Source organism: Microbacterium sp. NRRL B-14842 (assembly GCF_050470785.1).
In genome coordinates, this window is sequence record NZ_JBFLUM010000001.1 from 1656376 (window position 1) to 1677800 (window position 21425).

Sequence of the window (21425 nt, forward strand, 5' to 3'; positions counted from 1 at the left end):
CTACTCGGCGGCGGCGTCCTCGGCCGGAGCCTCGTCCGCGGCGGGTGCGTCGTCGAGCACGGGCTCGAGCGACAGCTTGCCGCGGTCGTCGATCTTCGTGATCTTGACGAGGATCTTCTGGCCGACGGAGAGCACGTCCTCGACGTTCTCCACACGCTTGCCACCGGCGAGCTTGCGCACCTCGGTGACGTGCAGCAGGCCGTCCTTGCCCGGCAGCAGCGAGATGAAGGCGCCGAAGGTGGCGATCTTCACGACGGTGCCGAGGAACTGCTCGCCGACCTCCGGGTTGGTCGGGTTGGCGATCGCGTTGACCTGGGCGCGGGCGGCCTCGGCCGAGGGGCCGTCGGTCGCGCCGATGTAGACGGTGCCGTCCTCCTCGATGGAGATCTGCGCACCGGTCTCGTCCTGGATCGCGTTGATCGTCTTGCCCTTCGGGCCGATCAGCTCACCGATCTTGTCGACCGGGATCTGGACGCTGATGACGCGAGGCGCGGTGGGCGCCATCTCGTCAGGCGCGTCGATCGCGGCGTTGAGGACGTTGAGGATGGTCAGACGAGCATCCTTGGCCTGGGTCAGCGCGCCCGCGAGCACCGACGACGGGATGCCGTCGAGCTTCGTGTCGAGCTGGATGGCGGTGACGAACTCGCTGGTACCGGCGACCTTGAAGTCCATGTCACCCAGCGCGTCCTCGGCACCCAGGATGTCGGTCAGCGCCGCGTAACGGGTCTCGCCGTTCACCTCGTCGGAGACCAGACCCATCGCGATGCCGGCGACGGGAGCGCGCAGCGGCACACCCGCGTTCAGCAGCGACAGGGTCGAGGCGCACACCGAACCCATCGACGTGGAGCCGTTGGAGCTGAGCGCCTCGGACACCTGACGGATCGCGTACGGGAACTCCTCGCGGCTCGGCAGCACCGGCACGAGCGCGCGCTCGGCGAGGAAGCCGTGCCCGATCTCGCGACGCTTCGGCGAACCCACGCGGCCGGTCTCACCGGTCGAGTAGGGCGGGAAGTTGTAGTGGTGCATGTAGCGCTTGCTCGTCGTGGGCGACAGCGAGTCGATCTGCTGCTCCATCTTGAGCATGTTCAGCGTGGTGACGCCCAGGATCTGGGTCTCGCCGCGCTGGAAGATCGCGGAGCCGTGCACGCGCGGGATGACCTGCACCTCGGCGTCGAGCGGACGGATGTCCGCCAGGCCGCGGCCGTCGATGCGGGTGCCCTCGGTGAGGATGCGACCGCGGACGATCTTCTTCGTGACGGACTTGTACGCCGCGGAGAACTCCAGCGGTGCCGCAGCCGGGAGCGAGCCCGCCTCGGTGGCCTCGATGAGCTCGGCCTTGACGCGATCCTTGATCGCGTCGTCGGCGTTCTGACGCTCGCTCTTGTCCGCGATCTGGTACACGTCGCTCAGCTCGGCGAAGGCACGCTCGGACACGAAGTCATAGACCTCGTCGCTGTACGCGGGGAAGACCGGGTAGACGCCCGGCTCCTTCGACGCGGTGGCGGCGAGCTCGGCCTGCGCCTTGACGAGCTGGGCGATGAAGGGCTTCGAGGCCTCGAGGCCCTGGGCCACGATGGTCTCGTCGGGCTTGGTGGCGCCGGCCTTGATCAGGTTCCAGCTGCCCTCGGTCGCCTCGGCCTCGACCATCATGATCGCGACGTCTTCGGAGCCGTCGGCCTTGGTGACCACGCGACCGGCGACGATCAGGTCGAACACGGCCTCGGAGACCTGCTCGGCGGTCGGGAACGCGACCCACTGGTCCTCGTGCTGGCCGTGACCGGGGATGAACCCGAGGCGCACACCGGCGACGGGGCCCGAGAACGGCAGACCCGAGATCTGCGTCGACGCGGAGGCGGCGTTGATCGCGAGGGCGTCGTAGAACTCGCCCGGGGCGATCGAGAGGACCGTGATGACGATCTGGACCTCGTTGCGCAGACCGTCGACGAACGACGGACGCAGCGGACGGTCGATCAGACGGCAGACCAGGATCGCCTCGGTCGAGGGGCGACCCTCACGACGGAAGAACGAGCCGGGGATCTTGCCGGCGGCGTAGGAGCGCTCCTCGACGTCGACCGTCAGCGGGAAGAAGTCGAAGCCCTCACGCGGGTGCTTGCCCGCGCTCGTGGCCGAGAGCAGCATGGTCTCGCCGTCCAGGTAGGCGGCGACGGCGCCCTGAGCCTGCTGCGCGAGGCGGCCGGTCTCGAAGCGGATGGTGCGGGTGCCGAAGCGGCCGTTGTCGAGAACGGCCTCGGTGGCGGTGATTTCAGGACCTTCCAAGAGGTCTCTCCTTCTTTGTTTAGACTCGCGAATCCGTGTGACGCGCGAGCATGTTCAAAGGAGCGGAACGGAAGGGTTCGGGCGCGCGGGCACTCCCGCGAATCTCGCCTGCGCTGGCCACCAGTAGAAAGCCACCCGACGTGTGCCGAGGAACCCACCACAGGGGACCAGCTTCTCCGCCGATCGCTCCATGAGTCGATATGAAATTGTCGGATGACCGGGGTCACCCTCGACCACACTACCAGCGTGCGCCCTCAGTCCCGAGGGTTCCTCACGCGGTTCGGTCACGACACCGCACCGTCACCCGACGTTCACCGCGCGTCCGCCGGGGCGAGGGACGGGTCGGCTGTGCTGGACGCATGCGGATGTCGGTGATCGGTTGCGGGTATCTGGGAGCGGTGCACGCTGCGGCGATGGCCTCGCTCGGTCACGACGTCGTGGGCGTCGACGTGGACGAGCGCAAGGTGGCCGACCTCGCCGCAGGCGCCGCGCCCTTCTTCGAGCCGGGCCTCGACGAGCTCCTCGACGCGGGGCTGCGATCCGGGCGGTTGCGCTTCGCCTCGGATGCGGCGGCCGCTTCCGGGGCGGATGTGCACTTCCTCGCCGTCGGCACCCCGCAGTCCGCCTCCGGTCCCGCGGCCGACCTCCGCTACATCCACGCGGCGATCGACGGGCTGCTCCCCCACCTGCGGCCGGGCGCGGTGGTGGCCGGGAAGTCGACGGTCCCCGTGGGCACGGCCGCGCGCCTCGCCCGTCGGATCGCACAGACCGGAGCGACGCTCGCCTGGAACCCCGAGTTCCTCCGGGAAGGCTGGGCCGTCCACGACACGCTCACCCCCGACCGCCTGGTGGTGGGGGCCGATGACACCCCGGAGGGTGCCGCCGCCGTCGACCTGCTCCGCCGCGTATACGCCGCGGCGATCGATGCGGGCTCCCCGTTCCTGGTCACGGACCTCGCCACCGCGGAGCTCGTCAAGGGTGCCGCCAACGCTTTCCTCGCGACGAAGATCTCCTTCATCAACGCCATGGCTGAGGTCGCCGAAGCGGCCGGTGCCGACGTCACCCTCCTCGCCGAAGCCCTCGGCCACGACTCACGCATCGGCCGCCGCTATCTCGGCTCCGGGATCGGGTTCGGAGGCGGCTGCCTCCCGAAGGACATCCGCGCGTTCGCCGCCCGCGCCGAGGAGCTCGGCCGCGGCGAGGCCGTCGCCTTCCTGCACGAGGTGGACGCCATCAATCTCCGCCGGCGTGATCGCGCCGTGCGTCTGGTCGTCGATGCCCTGGACGGCCTGGTCTTCGGGCGGAGGATCGCCGTGCTCGGCGCGGCCTTCAAACCCTTCAGCGACGACGTCCGCGATTCTCCCGCGCTGGAGGTGGCCGTGCGGCTGCGCGGACTCGGCGCGGATGTCGTGGTGACGGACCCGGCGGCGATCGAGAACGCCCGTGCGCGGCATCCGCAGCTCGGATACACGTCGTCCAGGGACGAGGCCCTGCGGGACGCGGACGCTGTCGTCGTCGTCACGGAGTGGGACGAGTACCGCCGCGAGCTCAGTCCGCAGCACGCCGGCGGCCTCGTGCGGGGCCGGATCGTGATCGACGGACGGAACTGTCTGGACGCCGCCGCCTGGCGAGCCGCCGGCTGGACGTACCGCGGGATGGGGCGACGCTGAGGGCTGCCGTCCCTCAGACCACGCTGGCGTCACGCTCGACGGAGGAGCGTCCCACGTAGACGTAGTCGTCGTGCTTCGCCCGACGGCCGTCTCCCGCGGCACGGCCGTGGAGTCGCCGCCACACCCACGGCAGCGCGTGCCGCCGCCACCAGGCCGCGCGGCCGATCGGCTCGTTCTCGTGCAGGGCCGCATCCAGCAGTCCGAGCGCGTCCGCGTGCGGCACCCCGAGCACCTCGGCGACCCGATAGGCGAGGAAGCGGTGTCCGCGACTGCTGAGGTGCACCAGGTCCTCGCCCCAGTGCTGCCGCTCCGCCAGCACCGGATGCAGATCCGTGTCGATGAGGATCGCACCGGTCCGCGCCGCGATCCCCGCGAGGGCCGTGGCGAAGGCGGAGAAGCGCCGGGTGTACAGCGCCGCCGCGCGTCGGTCCGGGAGGAACGGGGTGACCAGGACCACGTCGGCGCCGGTCGCGCGCACTCGCCGCACGGCGGCCTCCAGACTCGCGGCGAGCGCCGGCACGGCGGCACGGTGCTTCACGAGATCGTTGGCGCCCACCAGCACGGTGACCAGATCGGGTCGGAGCTCCAGTGCGCGCTCCAGTTGCGGGCCGCACACGTCGGCCACGCGCTTCGAGCGGACCGCGAGGTTGGCGTAGTGGAGGCCGCCCCGCGCGGCGAGGAGCAGGGCGAGCCGGTCCGCCCACCCGCGGAGTGCACCGTCCGGCCCTGGGTCGCACAGTCCCTCGGTCAAGGAGTCGCCGAGCGCGACCACCCGCCGCCACCGTCGCGACGGGGCGGGCGCGGCCGGTTCCGGTCGGACGAGGCGGCGAGCGCGCAGACGGCTGTCCACGGCGTGCAGCGCCCGCGCCTCCTCGAAGTGCCCCAGGAGCTGATCCCCGAGGTGTTCCCAGCTTCGTCCCTGCACAGCGCTCCAGCCTGCTTGCCCGAACGCTCGGCGGGTCTGCTCGTCCCCGGCGAGAGCGGTCACGCGTCGCCGGAGGTCGGCGAGGTCCCCGGGGCGGTAGAGCCAGCCGTCCACGCCGGCCCTCACCAGATCGAGCGGCCCTCCGCGACCGGTGGCGACCACGGGCACCCCGCTCGCGTGGGCCTCCTGCAGCGTCTGGCCGAACGTCTCGCTCTCTCCCGGATGCACGAACACGTCGAAGGAGGCCAGCACGGTGGCGAGCGCATCCCCGTCGAGCCTCCCGAGGAACAGAGCGTCGGGAAGCTGTTCCTGCAGCCGGTCCCGCCGTGGCCCGTCGCCGACGATGACCAGACGGGCGCCGGGGATGCCGTGCAGCGCGGCGAGATCCTCCACCTGCTTCTCCGCGGCGAGGCGTCCGACGTAGCCGATGACGATCTCCGCTCCCCATTCCGCTCGGAGCGCGTCGCTGCGCCGGGAGGGGTGGAAGCGCTCCGCGTCCACCCCTCTCCCCCAGGATCGGAGCCGGTCGACGCCGAGGCGACCGAGCTGGTGCGCGGATTCGGAGGACGGCGCGAGCGTGAGGGTCGCTCGCCGGTGGAGCCGTGCGATGTGGGCGTGAGCCATACCGGTCGTCGCGGCGACGCGATACCTCTCCGTGTATGCGGCCACATCGGTCTGGTAGGCCGCGACCGTCCCGATGCCGCCGCGTTCTGCGGCGAGCAGCCCGCGCCACCCGAGGGCGAACGGCGACGCGAGGTGGACGACATCGGGGCGGAAGCGGCCGAGCTCCGTTCCGATCCGACGGGTCGTCGCCGCGCCGACGCGGACATCCCGGTATCCGGGGAGTGGCACGCTGCGGATCGCCGTGACGGGGGCACCGTGCAACCGCTCCGGGATGCCCGTGGCGGCGGGAGCGAGCACACAGGCCTCGTGCCCTCGGCGCTCCAGGTGGCGGAGGATCTGCATCACGGATCCGGTCACGCCGTTCATGTGCGGAAGGAAGGACTCGGTGACGATCGCGACTCTCACACCCCCAGGATGACGGTGCACCTCGCCCCCGCTGCGAGAAACCGGCGTCGAGCACCGGATGTTCACCGGATGCTGGATCACGGGTCACCGGCTATCCGCGCGTTGGTTCCCGTTCACCGTCTCGGGGCAGGGTGGCGGGGTGTCGACAGACCTGCTCGCTGACGTCCTCGCCGGTCCCTGGAGCCTGGCCGCGATGAGCCTGCTCGTGCTCGGGGACGCGTTCTTCGTCGTCGTCCCCGGCGAGATCGCCGTGACAGCCCTCGGCGCGGTCGCGATGACGACCGGAACGCCCGCGCTCTGGGCGGTGGTGCTCTGCGCGGCGGGGGCGGCAGCGCTCGGTGACGCCTGCTGCTATCTGATCGGGTGCGTCGTCGGCACCGAGCGCTGGGGCTGGATGAGAAGCCGCCGCATGCGGCAGGCCCTCGGCTGGGCACGCGACCGGCTGGACCGCGGCACGGCCACGGTGCTGTTCACCGCTCGTTTCGTCCCGTTCGCCCGGCTCGCCGTGAACCTCGTGGCGGGCGCCTCCCGGATCCACCCGCCCCGCTACCTGGCACTCGTGACGCTGGCTGCGACCGGGTGGGCGGCGTACCAGGCCGCGGTCGGCGCGCTCGTCGCCGCGGTGCTGCCCGGCGGCGCCCTCGTCGCGGTCCCGGTGTCGGTCGCCCTGGCCGTCGGTCTCGGGCTCGGGCTCGACCGGTTCACGCGGGGACGGGAGCGGTGACCCTCGCCGCTGCTCCTGCCGTGCCCTAGGCTCGGGAGCATGAGCACCGAAGAAGGCGCCGGCTCCTCCTCGGAGGACATGAAGCGCAAGTTCAAGGAAGCGCTCGAGAAGAAGAACGCGCACCACCGGCAGGGCGAGGCCCACCTCGACGGCGATTCCGCCGTGCACGCCGCCAACGCCCCGCAGACGCGGCGCGAGTTCCGACGCAAGAGCGGTTGACCGTGCGGATGCGGGAGCCGGTCCACGGCTCCCGCATCCCTCTCCGCAGACACGGACATGCCCCGCGCCGAAAGGCACGGGGCATGTCGCTCTCTAGAGGCCCCCTGTCACTCTCCGGCGAGACCGCCGAGCATGTGGCCGAACGAGCGCCCCTCACCCAGGTAGGTCGCGGGATCGAAAGGGTCGACGACGGTGGCAGCCTCCCGGCGCGCGACCGCCTCGGCGAGTTCCCTCGCCCCCTTCTCGACGCGCTTCGCCAACGGTGCGACATCGTCTCCGGCGCCGCCCCAGTCGCTCGACGCCGCGAAGACCCCTGTGGAGACGGCCTCGGCGTGCAGGTAGGCGAACAGCGGACGGATCGCGTAGTCGATCGCGAGCGAGTGCCGCGGTGTCCCCGCGTTCGCCCCGATCAGCACGGGCTTCCCCGTGAGCGCGTCCGGGTCGAGCACATCGATGAACGACTTGAACAACCCGGAGTAGCTCGTGGAGAAGATCGGCGTCACCGCGATCAGCGCGTCGGCCGAGACGACGGTGTTGATCGCCGTCTCGAGTGCAGGCGGCGCGAAGCCGGTCAGCATGTTGTTCGTGATGTCGTGCGCGTGGTCGCGCAGCTCGATCACGTCGACCGTGGCCTCGATGTCGCGCTCCGCGAGCGCCTTCACGGTCTCCGCTGCCAGTCGGTCGGCGAGCATCCGGGTGGACGACGGGTTGGAGAGACCCGCCGAGACGACGGCGATGCGACGCGTGGTCATGTCAGGCCTCCTTCCGGCCGAGTCCGAACGCGGCTCCCGCGGGAGCCGGCGTGTCCTGGTAGGGCGAGTCCCCGGTGAGGTTGTCGCCGCGGTTCGCGCCGGGACGCGCCTGCCGGGTCGGTCCGTTTCCGTAGGTCGCCTGCACGCGCGCGGCGTGGGTCGGCGCGTCGGGCACCGTGGACGGGCGGTCCTTCGCCAGCTCCTTGCGGAGCACCGGCACGACCTCGGAACCGAGGATGTCCAGCTGCTCGAGCACCGTCTTCAGAGGCAGGCCGGCGTGGTCGATGAGGAACAGCTGACGCTGGTAGTCGCCGTAGTGCTCCCGCATCGCCGCATAGCGGTCGATCACCTGCTGCGGCGATCCCACGGTGAGCGGGGTCATCTCGGTGAAGTCCTCCATGCTGGGACCGTGACCGTAGACCGGGGCGTTGTCGAAGTACGGGCGGAACTGGTTCACCGCGTCCTGCGACTTCGCCGCCATGAACACCTGGCCGCCGAGACCGACGATCGCCTGCTCCCGCGTGCCGTGACCGTAGTGCTCGAAGCGCTGACGGTACAGCTCGATGAGGCGCTGGTAGTGCTCCTTCGGCCAGAAGATGTTGTTCGCGAAGAACCCGTCACCGTAGTAGGCGGCCTGCTCGGCGATCTCCGGTGTGCGGATGGAGCCGTGCCACACGAACGGCGCGATGCCGTCGAGGGGACGCGGGGTCGAGGTGAAGCCCTGCAGCGGGGTGCGGAACTTGCCCTCCCAGTCCACGACGTCCTCGCGCCACAGCTTGTGCAGGAGCGCGTAGTTCTCGATCGCCAGCGGAAGCCCCTGGCGGATGTCCTGGCCGAACCAGGGGTACACCGGACCGGTGTTGCCACGACCGAGCATGAGGTCCATGCGGCCGTCCGAGACGTGCTGCAGCATCGCGTACTCCTCCGCGATGCGCACCGGGTCGTTCGTCGTGATCAGCGTCGTCGAGGTCGAGACAATGAGCCGCTCGGTCTGTGCGGCGAGCGCGGCGAGGAACGTGGTGGGACTGGACGACCAGAACGGCGGGTTGTGGTGCTCGCCGATCGCGAAGACGTCGAGTCCGACCTCCTCGGCATGCGTCGCGATGGCCAGCGTCGCCTTGATCCGCTCCTGCTCGCTGGGGGTGACTCCCGTAGTGGGGTCGCGGGTGATGTCGCTGACCGACATGATGCCGAACTGCATCGCCTGCGCGCCTGACTGCTCGCTCATGATTGCTCCGTGTTCTCCGAATCGGATGCTCGACATCCGGTTCTATTCATTTGAATGTAATTGGGTCAACGCGTGCAGGGCAACTTTATTCCCGGCCGGTAGCCTCGGAGAATGAGCACCACCGGAGTCGGGACGACGGGGCCCAGCACAGGGCCGGTCGACCGCAAACGCCGACGCGTGCCCTTCTGGGACAACGCGCGCTACGCCTGCATCGTCCTCGTGGTCCTGGGGCATGCGATCCAGCGCCTCATCTACGACTCGGACATCGCCTTCGCCCTCTACCTGGCGCTGTACGCCTTCCACATGCCGGCGTTCGCCATCATCTCGGGCTACTTCTCCAAGTCGGGCTCCCCCACCCGGACGCAGATGGCCCGCGTCATCACCGACATCATCCTCCCCTACGTCATCTTCGAGGCGCTCTGGACGCTCACCAAGTGGCTCGTGGAGGGAGAGACCACCCCGAACCCGACGCAGCCCAGCTGGACGCTCTGGTTCCTGCTCGCGCTCGGGATCTTCCGCCTCGTCCTCCCCTACCTCGCCCTGCTGCGCTGGCCGTTGCTGTGGACGGTGGTCATCTCCGTCGGCGCGGGCTATCTCCCGAACGTCGACAGCACCTTCTCGCTCTCGCGCACCCTGGGCCTGCTGCCCTTCTTCGCCCTCGGCTGGTGGCTCAGGGAGCGGAACATCGTCGACCGCCTGCGTCTCCTCGACTTCCGCCCGTGGTGGGTCCGGATCACCGCCGTCGCCGTCCTCGGCACCGCCGGGTGGGCTGCGTGGAACTGGCTCCCCGTCTGGCAGGCCACCGATCTGCGGCATTGGCTGTTCTACGAGGCCTCCTACTCCGACCTCGTCGGGGACCAGTGGTGGGCCGGCGGCATCCGTTTCGCGCTCCTGCTCCTCGCCGTCGTCCTCTGCGCTGCGTTCTTCGTCCTCATCCCCCGCGGGTCCTACTGGTGGACCACCTTCGGCCAGTACACGATGTACGTCTATCTCCTGCACTCGTTCGTGCTCTACCCGTTCCGGGAGAGCGGCGTGCTGCGTGACCTCGAGCCGACCTGGTTCTGGCTCCCTGCGGTCACGGCGCTCTCGGTGGTCCTCGCACTGCTGCTCGCGACCACGCCCGTGCGGCGGGTGTTCCGTCCGCTCGTGGAGCCGCGGCCGCGGTGGCTGTTCGCCGATCCCGAGCTCGCGTCGCGGGAAGGCCGCCGCAACGATCCGACCGGATCCCGGCGTCCGCGATGACAGCCGCCCACCCCGCGTCCGAGGTCAGGGATCGGCTCGTCGCCATCGCCGACTCCCAGGGGTTCGCCGCGCACGGGCTCCACGTGCGCATCGGCGAGGATACCGCAGGTCACCGCTGGGCACCCGACGTCCGGGAGGACGTGCACTCGATCGCGAAGGGCGTCTGCGTGCTGGCCACGGCCCTTGCCGCCGACGACGGACTGATCCGCCTGGACGACACCGTCGCCACCCTCCTCCCGGACCACGAGCTCGGCGACGGTGTCGCTCAGGTCACCCTGCGTCACCTGCTGTCGATGTCGAGCGGCATCGACCTTCCGTGGTCCGAGACACTGATGATGGACTGGCCGGATCTGGCCCGCGAGTTCCTGCGACGGCCCTCGCGCGGGCGTGTGTTCCAGTACTCCAACGCGAGCACCTATACCGCGATGACCGCCCTCGCGACCCGCGTGGGCGACATCGGCGACTACCTCTCGACGCGCCTCTTCGCCCCGCTCGGCATCGAGGACGTGGTCTGGTCGCGATGCCCGAACGGACGCATCGAGGCGGGTGGCGGCCTGCCGCTCCGCACCGAGGAGGTCGCGCGCCTGGGGCTGCTCATCCGCGATCGCGGCTCCTGGCAGGGTCGTCGACTGGTCGCCCCGGAGTGGATCGACGCCATGCACGAGGACGGCGTCGTCGCGGGCGTCAACCCGGGCTACGACCGCTATGCGCTCGCGGGCTGGCAGGGTCCGGGGCGGGCGTGGCGGCTGCACGGGGCCCACGGCCAGCTGCTGCTGTTCCTCGGCGACGCGGTGGTGACGGTGACCGCTCACGATCACGCCGGAGCGGATGCGTTCGCTGCGGACGCCGTCGCCGCCCTCGAAGACGTCGCCGCCGGCTGAGTCCTGCTCAGGCGAACAGCTCCGCCCCCACGTACGAACCCGGTCGCGCGCCCGGCGGGATCGCCCAGATGCCTGAGCCCACGTGACGGATGTACTCGTTGAGACGGTCGGTCGACAGTCGGCGCTGCAGGCTGATGAACTGGGCGGGATCACGCTGGTAGGACAGGAAGAACAGCCCGGCGTCGAGTCGCCCGAGGGCGTTGTTGCCGTCGACGTAGTTGTACCCGCGGCGCAGGATGCGGATGCCGTCGTTCTGCTCCGGGTGGGCGAGCCGGACGTGACTGTTCGCATCGATCTTCGTGCCGCGGAAGTCCGGGGCCGTGAACTCGTCACCGCCGGAGAGCGGCGCCCCCACACCTTTGTCCCGTCCGATGATCGTGTCCTGCTCGGCCAGCCGCACCCGGTCCCAGGTCTCGATGAGCATGGCGATCTTCCGCGCGACGAGGTACGAACCGCCGGCCATCCAGGACGGCTCGTCGTCGGTCGAGACCCAGACGTGGTCCGCGAGCGCCGTGGCGTCGTCGGCGAGGATGTTGGCCGTGCCGTCCTTGAAGCCGAAGAGGTTGCGCGGCGTCGCCTGGCCGGCCGTGGTACGAGAGATCTTACCGAATCCGAGCTGCGACCAGCGCAGGCGCGCCCGCCCGAACGCGATGCGGCTGAGGTTGCGGATCGCGTGAACCGCGACCTGGGGGTCGTCGGCACAGGCCTGGATGCACAGGTCGCCGTGCGACGCCTCGGGATCGAGGTCGTCCCCGAGGAAGGCCGGAAGCCGCTCGAGACCGGGTGGCCGCTGAGCGGCGAGACCGTAGCGATCGCCGTCATCGTTCTCGAACAGTCCAGGACCGAACCCGAACGTGAGGGTCAGACCCGCGGCGGGGAGCCCCAGCGCCTCCCCCGTGTCATCCGGGGGCGCTTCGGCGGGACCGTTCACCGCGCCGCTCGCACTCACCTCCAGGCCCTGCGTCATCCGCGCCGCGGCGTACGACCAGTCCTGCAACAGGGAGATGAGGTCGTCCCGGTCGGTGCGGGGCATCATGTCGAAGCTCGCGAAGTGCAGGTGGTCCTGCACGGGCGTCGTGATGCCCGCCTGGTGCGCGCCGAAGAACTCGTACCGCGACTCGGCGTCTTCCGCGGCTCGTGCGCGTCCGAGTGCCACGCCGCCGGCCGTCCCGGCCCCGAGGCCGACGGCCAGGCCCGCGACCCCGCCGCCGACGGCCAGCCCGAGCAGCCCGCGGCGGCTGAGACCGCCGCCGGAGGGCGCAGTAGGCACCCCCGCTGATGCCTCGTGGGCCTCCGGTTCCGACTCGTTCACGTCCATGCCTGCCCGTGCACCGTCGTCAGTCGAGCACCGTGCCGGTGAGCTGCGAGAGCGGCTCCGCCAGGGCGTTGATGAGATCGGTGAACTCCCGCTTGTCCGCTTCGGTCAGCTCGCCGTACCCCACGAAGCCCTCTGCGAGCGAGCCGTGCGCGGCGAGGGACTCCTCGAGGGCGGTGTATCCGGTCTCGATCTCGGAGACGAGGGCCTCGCCGTCGTCTCCCTGCGCCGCGGCGAAGTCCTGCACCAGCGAGAAGGCCATCTTGGAGCCCTCGACGTTCGCGGCGAAGTCGAAGAGATCCGTGCCGGACCACCAGTCCTCCTCGCCGGAGATCTTGCCGGTGGCCACCTCGTCGAGCAGTGCGATCGCGCCGTTGGAGATGCCGCCGATCCCCTGGTCGTCCAGTGCGGTGGTGAAGTCGTCCGAATGCACGTAGTCGTACAGCTCCTGCACGTCGGCCAGGAGCAGGTCGCCGTAATCGGCGCGCTCCGCGGGCGTGGACGGTGCCCATTCCTGCCATGCCGGGGTCTCTCCGTCGGCGTTCAGCGCGTCCTTCGCCGGCACCCAGAGGTCCTTCTCGATGCGGTGGAAGCCGGTCCAGTCCAGGCCCTCGGCCACCGCATCGACCTCTCGATAGTCGATCCGCGGGTCGAGGTCCCCGAGCGCCTCGGCGACGGGCTCGATGCGCTCGTAGAACGCCCTCGTCTGCGGGAAGAGCGTGCGGGCGGTCTCGTCGTCGCCGGACTCGTAGGCGGCCACGAGGTCTTCCACGGCCGGCACGAGCTGCCCGACCTGATCCTTCACGAACGCCCCGTAGAGATCGACGGCCTTCTGCTTCTGCTCGGCGTCGGGGCCGTCCACCGCCACGCGGTCTCCGGTCACCGTGAACGAGGCCCGGCCGACACCGTCGCCGACCATGCCCGGCTTGCAGAGCGTGAAGTACTCGCCCGGCTGGGCGACCACCGTGAGGGTGCGGGACGCAGCCGGGGCGATGTTCTCGACCTCGCCGACGATCCGCAGACCGTCCTCGGCCAGCAGGTAGAACTCGGAGACCTGGTCGGTGTCGTTCTTCACATCGAACGTCAGCGTCCCGCTCTTCGCGGTGGACGCGGAGACGGCGCAGTCCGTGGCGGTGGATGAGACGTCGAACGCCGCCGTCGCCTGGGCATCGCTCTTCGCGACGCAGCCGCTGAGGAGGAGGACGGCGGTGCCCGCGGCGGCTGCCGCAGCGAGGACCCGGTGCGAGGTGATCATGCTGCTCCTTGCTGTGTGAGGGAGGACGTCGGGGTGGCGGCGGAGGCGCCGCGCGTCGAGGGGCGTGCCGAGCGGAGGCCGCGGAGGTAGAGCCCGCCCACGACGAGGATGTAGAGACTCCAGGCGAGCACCTGCAGCCAGGTCATGGCGGGCATGAAGCCGACCGTGGCCTGCAGAACGGAGGCCAGCGCGCCGCCGGGAGTGATCGCCGCCGACACGTCGAACGCCCAGCCGAACGGGAAGCCGGCCGCGCCCACGGCGACGGCGCCGGTGGCCGGGTCGAGCGGAGCGGCGGCGGTGAAGGGACCGGGAAGCGCTCCCGCCTCCTGCAGATCCATCAGGGCGTAGGCGAGGACACCGGCCGCGACGATCACGAGGAAGCCACCCGTCCAGGCGAAGAACCGCCGCAGGTCCAGGCGCAGCGCCCCGCGGGAGATGAGCCAGCCGAGCAGGACGGCCACGGAGAGTCCCAGGAGCGCGCCGAGGAGGGCCGAGGGGGCATCGCCGAAGGACTGCACCATCGACCACAGCAGCAGCGTGGTCTCGATCCCCTCCCGGGCGACGGAGACGAAGCCGATCGCGATGAGCGCCCAGAGACCGCCCACCGTCAGCGCGCGGTCGATGCCGCCCTCGAGGGTCGCCTTCATGGTGCGGCCGGCACGCTGCATCCAGAAGATCATCCACGTCACCATCGCCACCGCGACGAGGGACAGCCCGCCGCCGATCAGCTCCTGCGCCTGGAACGTGAGTTCGTAGGCCCCGAAGGTGAGGATCGCGCCGATGCCCAGAGCGAGGGCGACCGCAAGGCCGACCCCGGCCCACATCTTCGGCAGCGCGTCACGGCGACCGAGACGGCGGAGGTAAGCGACGAGGATGCCGACGACGAGCGCGGCTTCGAGACCCTCGCGGAGTCCGATGAGGAAGGTGGCGAGCACGGGAGACACTCTCTGGCAGGCGACTGAGGTAAGGCATCCCTTACCGACGAGACTCTAGCACCGTGATCGGCGCCCGCCCGACACCGGCCACCGAAGTAATGGAATGCAACAGAGCATCCTCGGGCCTCATCCGCGACATAGCCTCGGTCCATGGCTGAACTCTCGCTCCCCATCCTCGACCTGTCCCAGCTCGACGGCGGCCCCGAGGCCGCGGCGCGTTTCCGCGACGACCTCCGCGCGGCCACGCACGATGTCGGCTTCTTCTACCTGACCGGCACCGGCATCTCTCCCAAACTGGAAGCGCGGCTGCATCAGGCCGCCCTCGACTTCTTCGCTCTGCCAGAGGAGGACAAGCTCGCGATCGAGAACGTCAACAGCCCGCACTTCCGCGGCTACACCCGGGTCGGCGGGGAGCGGACGCAGGGCAAGGTCGACTGGCGCGAGCAGATCGACATCGGCCCCGAACGGGAGCCGGTCGAAGGGGGACCCGCCTTCAACCGCCTCACCGGACCGAACCTCTGGCCCGCAGCGCAGCCGGAGTTGAAGGAGGTCGTCACGGAGTGGCACGACACCCTCACGGAGATCGCCCGCAAGCTCCTGCGGGCCTGGGCCCTCACCCTCGGGGCGGAGGAGAACTACTTCGACGAGCCGTTCCGCGATCCGTCCACCCTGATCAAGATCGTGCGATACCCGGGAACGAACGAGCCGGAACCGCAGCAGGGCGTCGGTGCGCACAAGGATTCCGGCGTGCTGACGCTGCTCTGGGTGGAGCCGGGCAAGGGCGGACTCCAGGTCGAGCGTGACGGCGAGTGGGTGTCGGCTCCCCCGGTGCCGGGCGCCTTCGTCGTCAACATCGGCGAGCTGCTCGAGTACGCCACCGGCGGCTACCTCAAGGCGACGAACCACCGGGTGATCTCGCCGCGGGCGCCCGAGGAGCGCATCTCGATTCCGTTCTTCTTCAACCCGGCGCTCGATCAGCAGCTCCCGTTGCTCGAACTCCCTGCCGACCTCGCCGCCGAGGCGACCGGAGTCACCGAGGACCCGAGCAATCCGATCCACGCGACCTACGGCGAGAACGCCATGAAGTCCCGACTGCGCGCACACCCCGACGTGGCGGCCATCCACCACCCTGATCTCGTGGGTGCCACCGCCTGACGGGGTCTCAGAACGACGTCTTGCCGCCCAGGGCGACGATCTCCCGCAGCGCCTGGAGGTGCGCAGCGAAGGCGTCTCGGCCCGTGCTCGTCGACCGCACCCACGTGCGCGAGCGCCCGCCGACGGTCCCCTTGCGCGCGGTCACGTATCCCGCCGCCTGCAGATGGGTGATCGCCTTGCTCAGGGGCGAGTCGCCACACTGCAGCATCTCGCGCAGCGCCGCGAAGTCGAGTTCCATCCCGTCTCCCAAGCCCGCCATGAGCGAGAAGCGGATCGGGGACGCGAAGTTGTCATCCAACCGCGTTCGCGGGTGCGGGACGGCATGGGAGTCAGTCACGTTCCGCACGTCCCGGGATGCAGGTGACTACCGCGAAGCACACGATCACGGCAACCCCACCCCAGACTCCGGCCCGCCCCGCATCGCCGAGCACTCCCGCACCCAAGACGAGTGCCACCGGAACGCACGCGGCGAGCAAGAAGACGAGCACATGCGGCCACCGCCACGACGCGCCGATCGCCGGCAGCCCGACCTCCGAGGTCGAGGCCGCTATCCACGCCACCAGGCAGAGCATCACGAGCAGCGAGATCGCGCTTCGCAGCACATCGTCCGGCGATCCCGCCAGCATGGTCAGCACTCCGATCGCGATGCCGACCAGGGCGGTGCCCCAACGACGTGTGCCCGTAAGAGCGACGGGACCCGGGCGGGAACGGTGCGAGTCGTTCGACGCTCGGAGGAGCTGCACGACTCCGTGCCCCCCGATGCCGACGAGCACCACGGCGGCGGGAAGGAGTACCACGGCTTCGGGGAGCCGCGTGTCCAGGGCGGCGAAGCCGAACACCACGAGTGCGCCGATGAGAACCGCTCCCCCTCCGAGCAGGAACGGCAATCGTGAACGCGTCATCCGCCACTGCAGCCCGGTGCGCTGCGCCATCCCGCTGGACAACTGCCCCCACACGAGGAAGGTGAACAGGACGATCTGCGACGCCAGCACATCGCCGCGCCGGAGAACGAGTGCGAAGGCGACGAGGTAGGCGGCCGTCACCACCGCGTTGCCGATCTCCAGCCGCGCGAGGGCACGCCGGTCGACCGCGCGATCGCGGCGCTCGACCACCGCCTGGGCCGCTGCCAGGTACTGACTGGCGGTCTCAGAGTCCGGCGGGGCCAGAGGGCCCTGACCGGCGATCGGCTTCTGCTCCATCGTGGCCTCCCCGACTTTCCTGGTGGAAAGCTCTAGAACTTTCCTACCGGAAAGTGATGGCCAGGACAAGCCCGGACATGACGAAGGCCGCCCCACACCGTGGGGCGGCCTTCTCAAGAATGTTCTGCGCGATTGAACGCGGGGTCCGTGGTGCCTTATCGGCGAAGACCAAGGCGTGCGATCAGCGAGCGGTAACGCTCGATGTCGACGCTCTGGAGGTAGCCGAGCAGACGACGGCGCTGACCCACGAGCAGGAACAGACCACGACGCGAGTGGTGGTCGTGCTTGTGCTCCTTCAGGTGCTCGGTGAGGTCCTTGATGCGCTGCGTCAGCATCGCGGCCTGCACCTCGGGGGATCCGGTGTCACCGGGGTGCGTCGCGTACTCTTCGATGATCGCCTTCTTGACGTCTGCTTCCAGTGCCATAGATTCGATCCCCTCTCTGCTTGTTGCGCGGCGCCCGACGCCTGATGCGTGAGCTCTCTTTATCCGCGGCCGATCGAACGGCAACCTGACGAGTCTACCAGCCCGGACGACCACGGCGGGACACGGCGCCGGGGACGAGGCGCGCGGGGTCAACTAGGCTCGGGATGTGCAGAAGAAGACCGCCCTGTGAGCTCCCGACGCGGCCATCTGATCGACCTGACTCCGCTGAAGGCGAGCCCGGCCTTCGCCCGGATGTGGATCGGCTCGACACTCGCCGGCATCGGCGGTCAGCTCACCATCGTGACCGTGATGCTGCATGTGTTCGATCTGACCGCGAGCACGTTCGCCGTCTCGATGATCGCCGTCGCGGGCCTCCTCCCGATGATCCTCGCCGGCCTCTACGGCGGGATGCTCGCCGATGCGTTCGACCGGCGGCGGGTCGCGCTCATCGCCGCCACGGTGACCTTCGCCTCCACGGGGCTGCTCGCGGCGCTCACCTGGACCGGCACGGAGACGATCTGGTGGCTGTACGCGCTGAGCATCGTGAACTCGGCGGCGAACTCCGTCGGCATGGCCACGCGGACCGCGATCGTCCCCCGCCTGATCCCCCGCAGCATGCTCGCGGCCGCGTCCGCGCTCAACGGCGTCGCGTTCGGGCTCACGGTCATGGCGGGTCCGGCCCTCGCCGGGCTCCTGGTGGCGCTCACCGGATACGGCTGGACGTACACGATCGACGTCGTGCTCATGCTGTCGATGTTCCTCGGCCTGTGGACGCTCCCCGCCCTGCGGCCCGAAGGCGACATCGTGCGCCCCGGCCTCGCCTCGCTCGTCGACGGCTGGCGCTTCCTCCGCCGCGCGGGCAACATCCGGATGCAGTACGTCATGGACATCATCGCGATGACGTTCGGACAGCCGCTCGTGCTCTTCCCGGCACTCGGCACGGTCATCCTCGGCGGCGGGGCCTTCACCACCGGCATCCTCACGGCGGCGGTCGCCGTCGGCACCTTCTCCTCGAGCCTGTTCTCCGGACGCGTGGTGCAGTACCGGTGGCACGGCCGCGGCATCGCCCGCGCAGTGGAGGCCTACGGCGCCGCCATCGCCCTGTTCGGCGTCGTCCTCCTGCTCGGCGCCTTCTCCGCGACGCCTGCCGGAGAGGACCGACCGCACGCTGCACTGATCGTCGCCGCCTGCGTGGCGCTGGCCCTCTCCGGCGCGTCGGACAACGTCAGCTCGATCTACCGCAACACCATGATGCAGGCGGCGGTGCCGGACGCCATGCGCGGACGCCTGCAGGGCCTGTTCGTCGTGGTGGTGACCGGTGGCCCCCGCGTCGGCGCCCTCTACGCCGGGACGCTCGCGACGCTGACGTCACTGTGGTTCCCGCCGCTGCTCGGAGGGATCATCGTGATCGCCCTCGTCGCGGTCCTCGCCCGGCGGCATCCTCGTTTCCGCGACTACGACGCAGAGAACCCCGAGCCCTGACGGGCCCGGGGTTCACAGAGTCTGCGCGTCAGTCCTGCTGCAGCGCACCCTGGAGGTCGAGCGTGATCGTGACGTCCTTGCCGACGAGCACGCCGCCGGTCTCCAGCGCGGCGTTCCAGGTGAGGCCGAAGTCCTCGCGGTTGATGACGGTCTTGGCGGAGGCGCCGGCCTTGTAGTTGCCCCACGGGTCGCTGCCGAAGCCGCCGAAGTCGAGCTCGAAGGTGACCGGCTTCGTGATGCCGCGGATGGTGAGGTCGCCGTCGACGAGGAAGTCGCCGCCCTCGACGCGGGCGCCGGTCGAGACGAACTCCATGGTCGGGAAGTTCTCGGTGTCGAAGAAGTCGGCGGAGCGGAGGTGCTGGTCGCGACCCTCGTCCTTGGTGTCGACGGAGGTCACGTCGACGGAGGCCTCGACCTTGGCTTCGAGGGGGTTCTCCGGAGCCACGAGCGTCGCGCTCTTCACACCGAAGGTGCCGCGCACCTTCGAGATCATCATGTGGCGGACGCTGAACGTCACCTCGCTGTGGGACGGGTCGAGGACCCAGGTGCCGGGGCGGTAACCGGGGATGTCGATGCTGCTCATGATTGCTCCTCAGGAGACGTCGGCCGCGGCGGCGGCGAAGGGATGGCACCGCGATCGTCCGCGGCACCCTTCCGACAACATACATTCACTCGCATGTATTCCCGTGACGATCAGAAATGTCTCGACATGCAGAAGCGCCCCGCACCACGGGGTGCAGGGCGCTTCGGAGCGACGATGTCAGCCGACGGCGACGAGATCGATGATGAAGATCAGCGTCTTGCCGGAGAGGAAGTGTCCTCCCCCGGCCGGGCCGTACGCGAGGTGCGGCGGGATGATCAGCTCGCGGCGGCCACCGACCTTCATTCCGGGGATGCCGTCCTGCCAGCCCTGGATCAGGCCGCGGAGCGGGAACTGGATGGTTTCCCCGCGACCCCACGACGAGTCGAACTCCTCGCCGGACTCGAACTCCACACCGGCGTAGTGGACGGTCACGGTGTCGCCGGGCTTGGCCTCGGCGCCGTCACCCTCGATGATGTCGCGGATGACCAGTTCTGCGGGGGCAGGGCCGGTCGGGGCGTCGAACTCGGGCTTTGTGCGATCAGTCATGGCTCCATCCAACCCGACCGTCGCGCGGCCGGTCAACGCGACGGCACCTGCTCACGGCGAACACCTCACCGAGCGACTCCGCTCCGAAGTCCCCCGGGGCTCTTGACAGTTCGCGGGACGCGGGTGCACCCTGGTGGCAGATCAACTCAGCGCCCGGGAGACATGCAGGCATCGCCGCAGCACCGGGCGCTGAGTCTGTCTGCGGGGGCGCCGCTCAGTAGGCCAGCAGCGCGGCGCGTGCCGCCCTGGTCCGGATCAACAGGGCACGCTCGTCCTCGACGGCGAGCGGGTCTCGTCCGGTGATCGCCCGCTGGCGGACCGCGGCCAGAGCCGTCGCATCCTTGATGAATTCGCGCATCAGCGGCCGGCGGTCGCCGCGCAGCTGCGCGGCCCAGGCGAGCCCCACCTTGCGCCCGGCCGGCGTGGCCAGCATCGTGACCTCCTCCGGCGTGAACCAGCCGGCGGCCGCATACTCGGCCAGGCGGGCCCGGGTGAGCCGCGCCTCCTCCCTGCGCAAGGCGATGATCCCGAGGATGAAGCCGATGAACAGCGGCACCTGCAGGGTGAAGTAGAGGCCGAAGAAGTCCGCGAATGTGGCCGATCCGTTCCACAGCGCGTGCAGGAGGATCGCCCCGACCATACCGAGCAGGCCGGCCCCGGCGGCCGCTCCGGCGGAGGCGTGCCGGCGGGCCACGAGGCCGATCGCGAATCCGGTCAGCGAGGTGAACATCGCGTGCGCGAACGGCGACAGCACCGCCCGCACGATGAACGTGACGCCGAGCTGCTCTCCGCCGCCCTCGATGAGGCTGATGGCGAAGTACTGGATGTTCTCGGTGAACGCGAAGCCTGCACCGACGAGCGCCCCGTAGACGACGCCGTCGACCGGCCCGTCGAAGGACCGCCGCGCGAGCAGGAAGATGAGGAAGACCCCGAGGCCCTTCCAGAACTCCTCGACGATGGGGGCCTGCACCACCGCCGAGAACTCCTCGGACCGGATGCCCAGCAGCATCGTGAGCCCGATGTCGACGAGGAGCGTGAGGCCGACGGCGGCGACCGCACCCCAGGCGATGGCGAACGCGACGAGGCGCTTGGGCTCGGGCTCCCAACGGTCGATCATGCGCACTCCGAGGAAGACGATCGTGAGCGGGATCACAGCCAGGACGAGCCCGATCACCGAGGCGGTCGGGCCGAGGGCCCAGCCGAAGTAGCCGATGAGTGCGAGCAGCAGGAAGCCGAGGAAGCCGAAGAGCCACAGCGAGATCGTGCGGCCCTTCTTGTTCGGCACCGGGAGAGCCGGCAGCGACTCCGCGGGCGACGGCGCGACCGGCGCCGGCGGTGTGTAGGGCGTGGGTTGCGCGAGAGCCGACGCATAGCCCGGCTGCTGTCCGTAGGACGGCGGCAGGTAGGGCGATTGCGCGTACTGCGCGGCGGAGTACGCCGAGGGCTGTGGTGGTGTCCCCGCCGGGGGCGTGTATCGGGCGGGCTGCTGGGGGTCGGACGGTCCTCCGAAGGTCATGGTCAAAGCTTATGGGGCACAAGCTTGCGCGCCGGGCTCTGGGGGCTTCCTCCACCCGACCGGCCGC

General features: G+C 70.0%; 20 protein-coding genes. 7 read left to right on the forward strand and 13 right to left on the reverse strand.

The window, feature by feature from the left end:
• Window positions 1–2277, reverse strand: a complete 2277-nt coding sequence (locus tag AB1285_RS08345; protein ID WP_370428917.1) for a polyribonucleotide nucleotidyltransferase — start codon at window positions 2275–2277, stop codon at window positions 1–3.
• A 359-nt stretch (window positions 2278–2636) separates the two neighbouring features.
• Between AB1285_RS08345 and AB1285_RS08350 the strand changes: the two genes are divergently transcribed.
• Entirely contained in the window at window positions 2637–3947 is a 1311-nt protein-coding gene (locus AB1285_RS08350) for a UDP-glucose dehydrogenase family protein (protein WP_259953994.1), read from the forward strand.
• A gap of 13 nt (window positions 3948–3960) precedes the next feature.
• Here the strand turns inward: AB1285_RS08350 and AB1285_RS08355 are convergent, their stop codons facing one another.
• Window positions 3961–5901: a GDSL-type esterase/lipase family protein gene (locus AB1285_RS08355; RefSeq protein WP_370428918.1), complete on the reverse strand. Its 1941-nt coding sequence runs from the start codon at window positions 5899–5901 to the stop codon at window positions 3961–3963.
• Between the two features lie 139 nt (window positions 5902–6040).
• Between AB1285_RS08355 and AB1285_RS08360 the strand changes: the two genes are divergently transcribed.
• Window positions 6041–6625 (forward strand): DedA family protein, encoded by a 585-nt coding sequence (locus AB1285_RS08360; RefSeq protein WP_292797119.1) that lies wholly within the window; start codon window positions 6041–6043, stop codon window positions 6623–6625.
• 39 nt (window positions 6626–6664) lie between these two features.
• Complete coding sequence (locus tag AB1285_RS08365; RefSeq protein ID WP_136052140.1) at window positions 6665–6844, forward strand: DUF5302 domain-containing protein; 180 nt, start codon at window positions 6665–6667, stop codon at window positions 6842–6844.
• 107 nt (window positions 6845–6951) lie between these two features.
• Here the strand turns inward: AB1285_RS08365 and AB1285_RS08370 are convergent, their stop codons facing one another.
• Window positions 6952–7596 (reverse strand): FMN reductase, encoded by a 645-nt coding sequence (locus AB1285_RS08370; protein ID WP_268776441.1) that lies wholly within the window; start codon window positions 7594–7596, stop codon window positions 6952–6954.
• Window position 7597: 1 nt separating this feature from the next.
• Window positions 7598–8824, reverse strand: coding sequence for an LLM class flavin-dependent oxidoreductase (locus tag AB1285_RS08375; RefSeq protein WP_280566044.1), 1227 nt, complete (start codon window positions 8822–8824; stop codon window positions 7598–7600).
• 111 nt (window positions 8825–8935) lie between these two features.
• Here AB1285_RS08375 and AB1285_RS08380 point away from each other — a divergent pair, with 111 nt between their 5' ends.
• Together AB1285_RS08380 and AB1285_RS08385 are read left to right on the forward strand one after the other, a co-directional pair.
• Window positions 8936–10066, forward strand: a complete 1131-nt coding sequence (locus tag AB1285_RS08380) for an acyltransferase family protein (protein ID WP_370428919.1) — start codon at window positions 8936–8938, stop codon at window positions 10064–10066.
• The gene (locus tag AB1285_RS08385) at window positions 10063–10947 is read left to right on the forward strand and encodes a serine hydrolase domain-containing protein (RefSeq protein WP_370428920.1); all 885 of its coding nucleotides are present in this window, start codon (window positions 10063–10065) and stop codon (window positions 10945–10947) included. Before AB1285_RS08380 ends, AB1285_RS08385 begins: the two co-directional genes overlap by 4 nt.
• 7 nt (window positions 10948–10954) lie before the next feature.
• Here the strand turns inward: AB1285_RS08385 and efeB are convergent, their stop codons facing one another.
• Genes efeB through efeU form a run of 3 tightly spaced genes read right to left on the reverse strand, consistent with a single transcriptional unit; the run spans window position 10955 to window position 14452 of the window.
• A complete protein-coding gene (gene efeB, locus AB1285_RS08390) occupies window positions 10955–12265 on the reverse strand; it encodes an iron uptake transporter deferrochelatase/peroxidase subunit (protein WP_370428921.1) in 1311 nt (436 codons plus the stop codon).
• Between the two features lie 19 nt (window positions 12266–12284).
• Window positions 12285–13517, reverse strand: a complete 1233-nt coding sequence (gene efeO / locus AB1285_RS08395) for an iron uptake system protein EfeO (protein WP_370428922.1) — start codon at window positions 13515–13517, stop codon at window positions 12285–12287.
• On the reverse strand, window positions 13514–14452 hold the full coding sequence (gene efeU, locus AB1285_RS08400) for an iron uptake transporter permease EfeU (RefSeq protein ID WP_370428923.1): 939 nt from the start codon (window positions 14450–14452) through the stop codon (window positions 13514–13516). Before efeU ends, efeO begins: the two co-directional genes overlap by 4 nt.
• Before the next feature lie 150 nt (window positions 14453–14602).
• Between efeU and AB1285_RS08405 the strand changes: the two genes are divergently transcribed.
• A complete protein-coding gene (locus tag AB1285_RS08405) occupies window positions 14603–15607 on the forward strand; it encodes an isopenicillin N synthase family dioxygenase (RefSeq protein WP_370428924.1) in 1005 nt (334 codons plus the stop codon).
• A 7-nt stretch (window positions 15608–15614) separates the two neighbouring features.
• On the opposite strand, the gene AB1285_RS08410 is transcribed toward AB1285_RS08405, so the two are convergent.
• The 3 genes from AB1285_RS08410 to rpsO form a co-directional block, all read right to left on the reverse strand.
• Window positions 15615–15944, reverse strand: coding sequence for a transcriptional regulator (locus AB1285_RS08410; RefSeq protein ID WP_280566053.1), 330 nt, complete (start codon window positions 15942–15944; stop codon window positions 15615–15617).
• Window positions 15937–16806, reverse strand: a complete 870-nt coding sequence (locus AB1285_RS08415) for a hypothetical protein (protein WP_187663864.1) — start codon at window positions 16804–16806, stop codon at window positions 15937–15939. Before AB1285_RS08415 ends, AB1285_RS08410 begins: the two co-directional genes overlap by 8 nt.
• A gap of 155 nt (window positions 16807–16961) precedes the next feature.
• Complete coding sequence (rpsO, locus tag AB1285_RS08420; RefSeq protein WP_017203073.1) at window positions 16962–17231, reverse strand: 30S ribosomal protein S15; 270 nt, start codon at window positions 17229–17231, stop codon at window positions 16962–16964.
• A 186-nt stretch (window positions 17232–17417) separates the two neighbouring features.
• Between rpsO and AB1285_RS08425 the strand changes: the two genes are divergently transcribed.
• Window positions 17418–18713 carry an MFS transporter gene (locus AB1285_RS08425; RefSeq protein ID WP_370428925.1) on the forward strand — a complete coding sequence of 432 codons (1296 nt, stop codon included), beginning with the start codon at window positions 17418–17420 and terminating at the stop codon, window positions 18711–18713.
• Between the two features lie 28 nt (window positions 18714–18741).
• Here the strand turns inward: AB1285_RS08425 and AB1285_RS08430 are convergent, their stop codons facing one another.
• The 3 genes from AB1285_RS08430 to AB1285_RS08440 form a co-directional block, all read right to left on the reverse strand.
• On the reverse strand, window positions 18742–19296 hold the full coding sequence (locus AB1285_RS08430; protein ID WP_187663862.1) for a YceI family protein: 555 nt from the start codon (window positions 19294–19296) through the stop codon (window positions 18742–18744).
• A 177-nt stretch (window positions 19297–19473) separates the two neighbouring features.
• A complete protein-coding gene (locus tag AB1285_RS08435) occupies window positions 19474–19842 on the reverse strand; it encodes an FKBP-type peptidyl-prolyl cis-trans isomerase (RefSeq protein ID WP_025103196.1) in 369 nt (122 codons plus the stop codon).
• 214 nt (window positions 19843–20056) lie between these two features.
• On the reverse strand, window positions 20057–21358 hold the full coding sequence (locus AB1285_RS08440) for a PrsW family intramembrane metalloprotease (RefSeq protein ID WP_268776448.1): 1302 nt from the start codon (window positions 21356–21358) through the stop codon (window positions 20057–20059).
• Window positions 21359–21425: the final 67 nt, after the last annotated feature.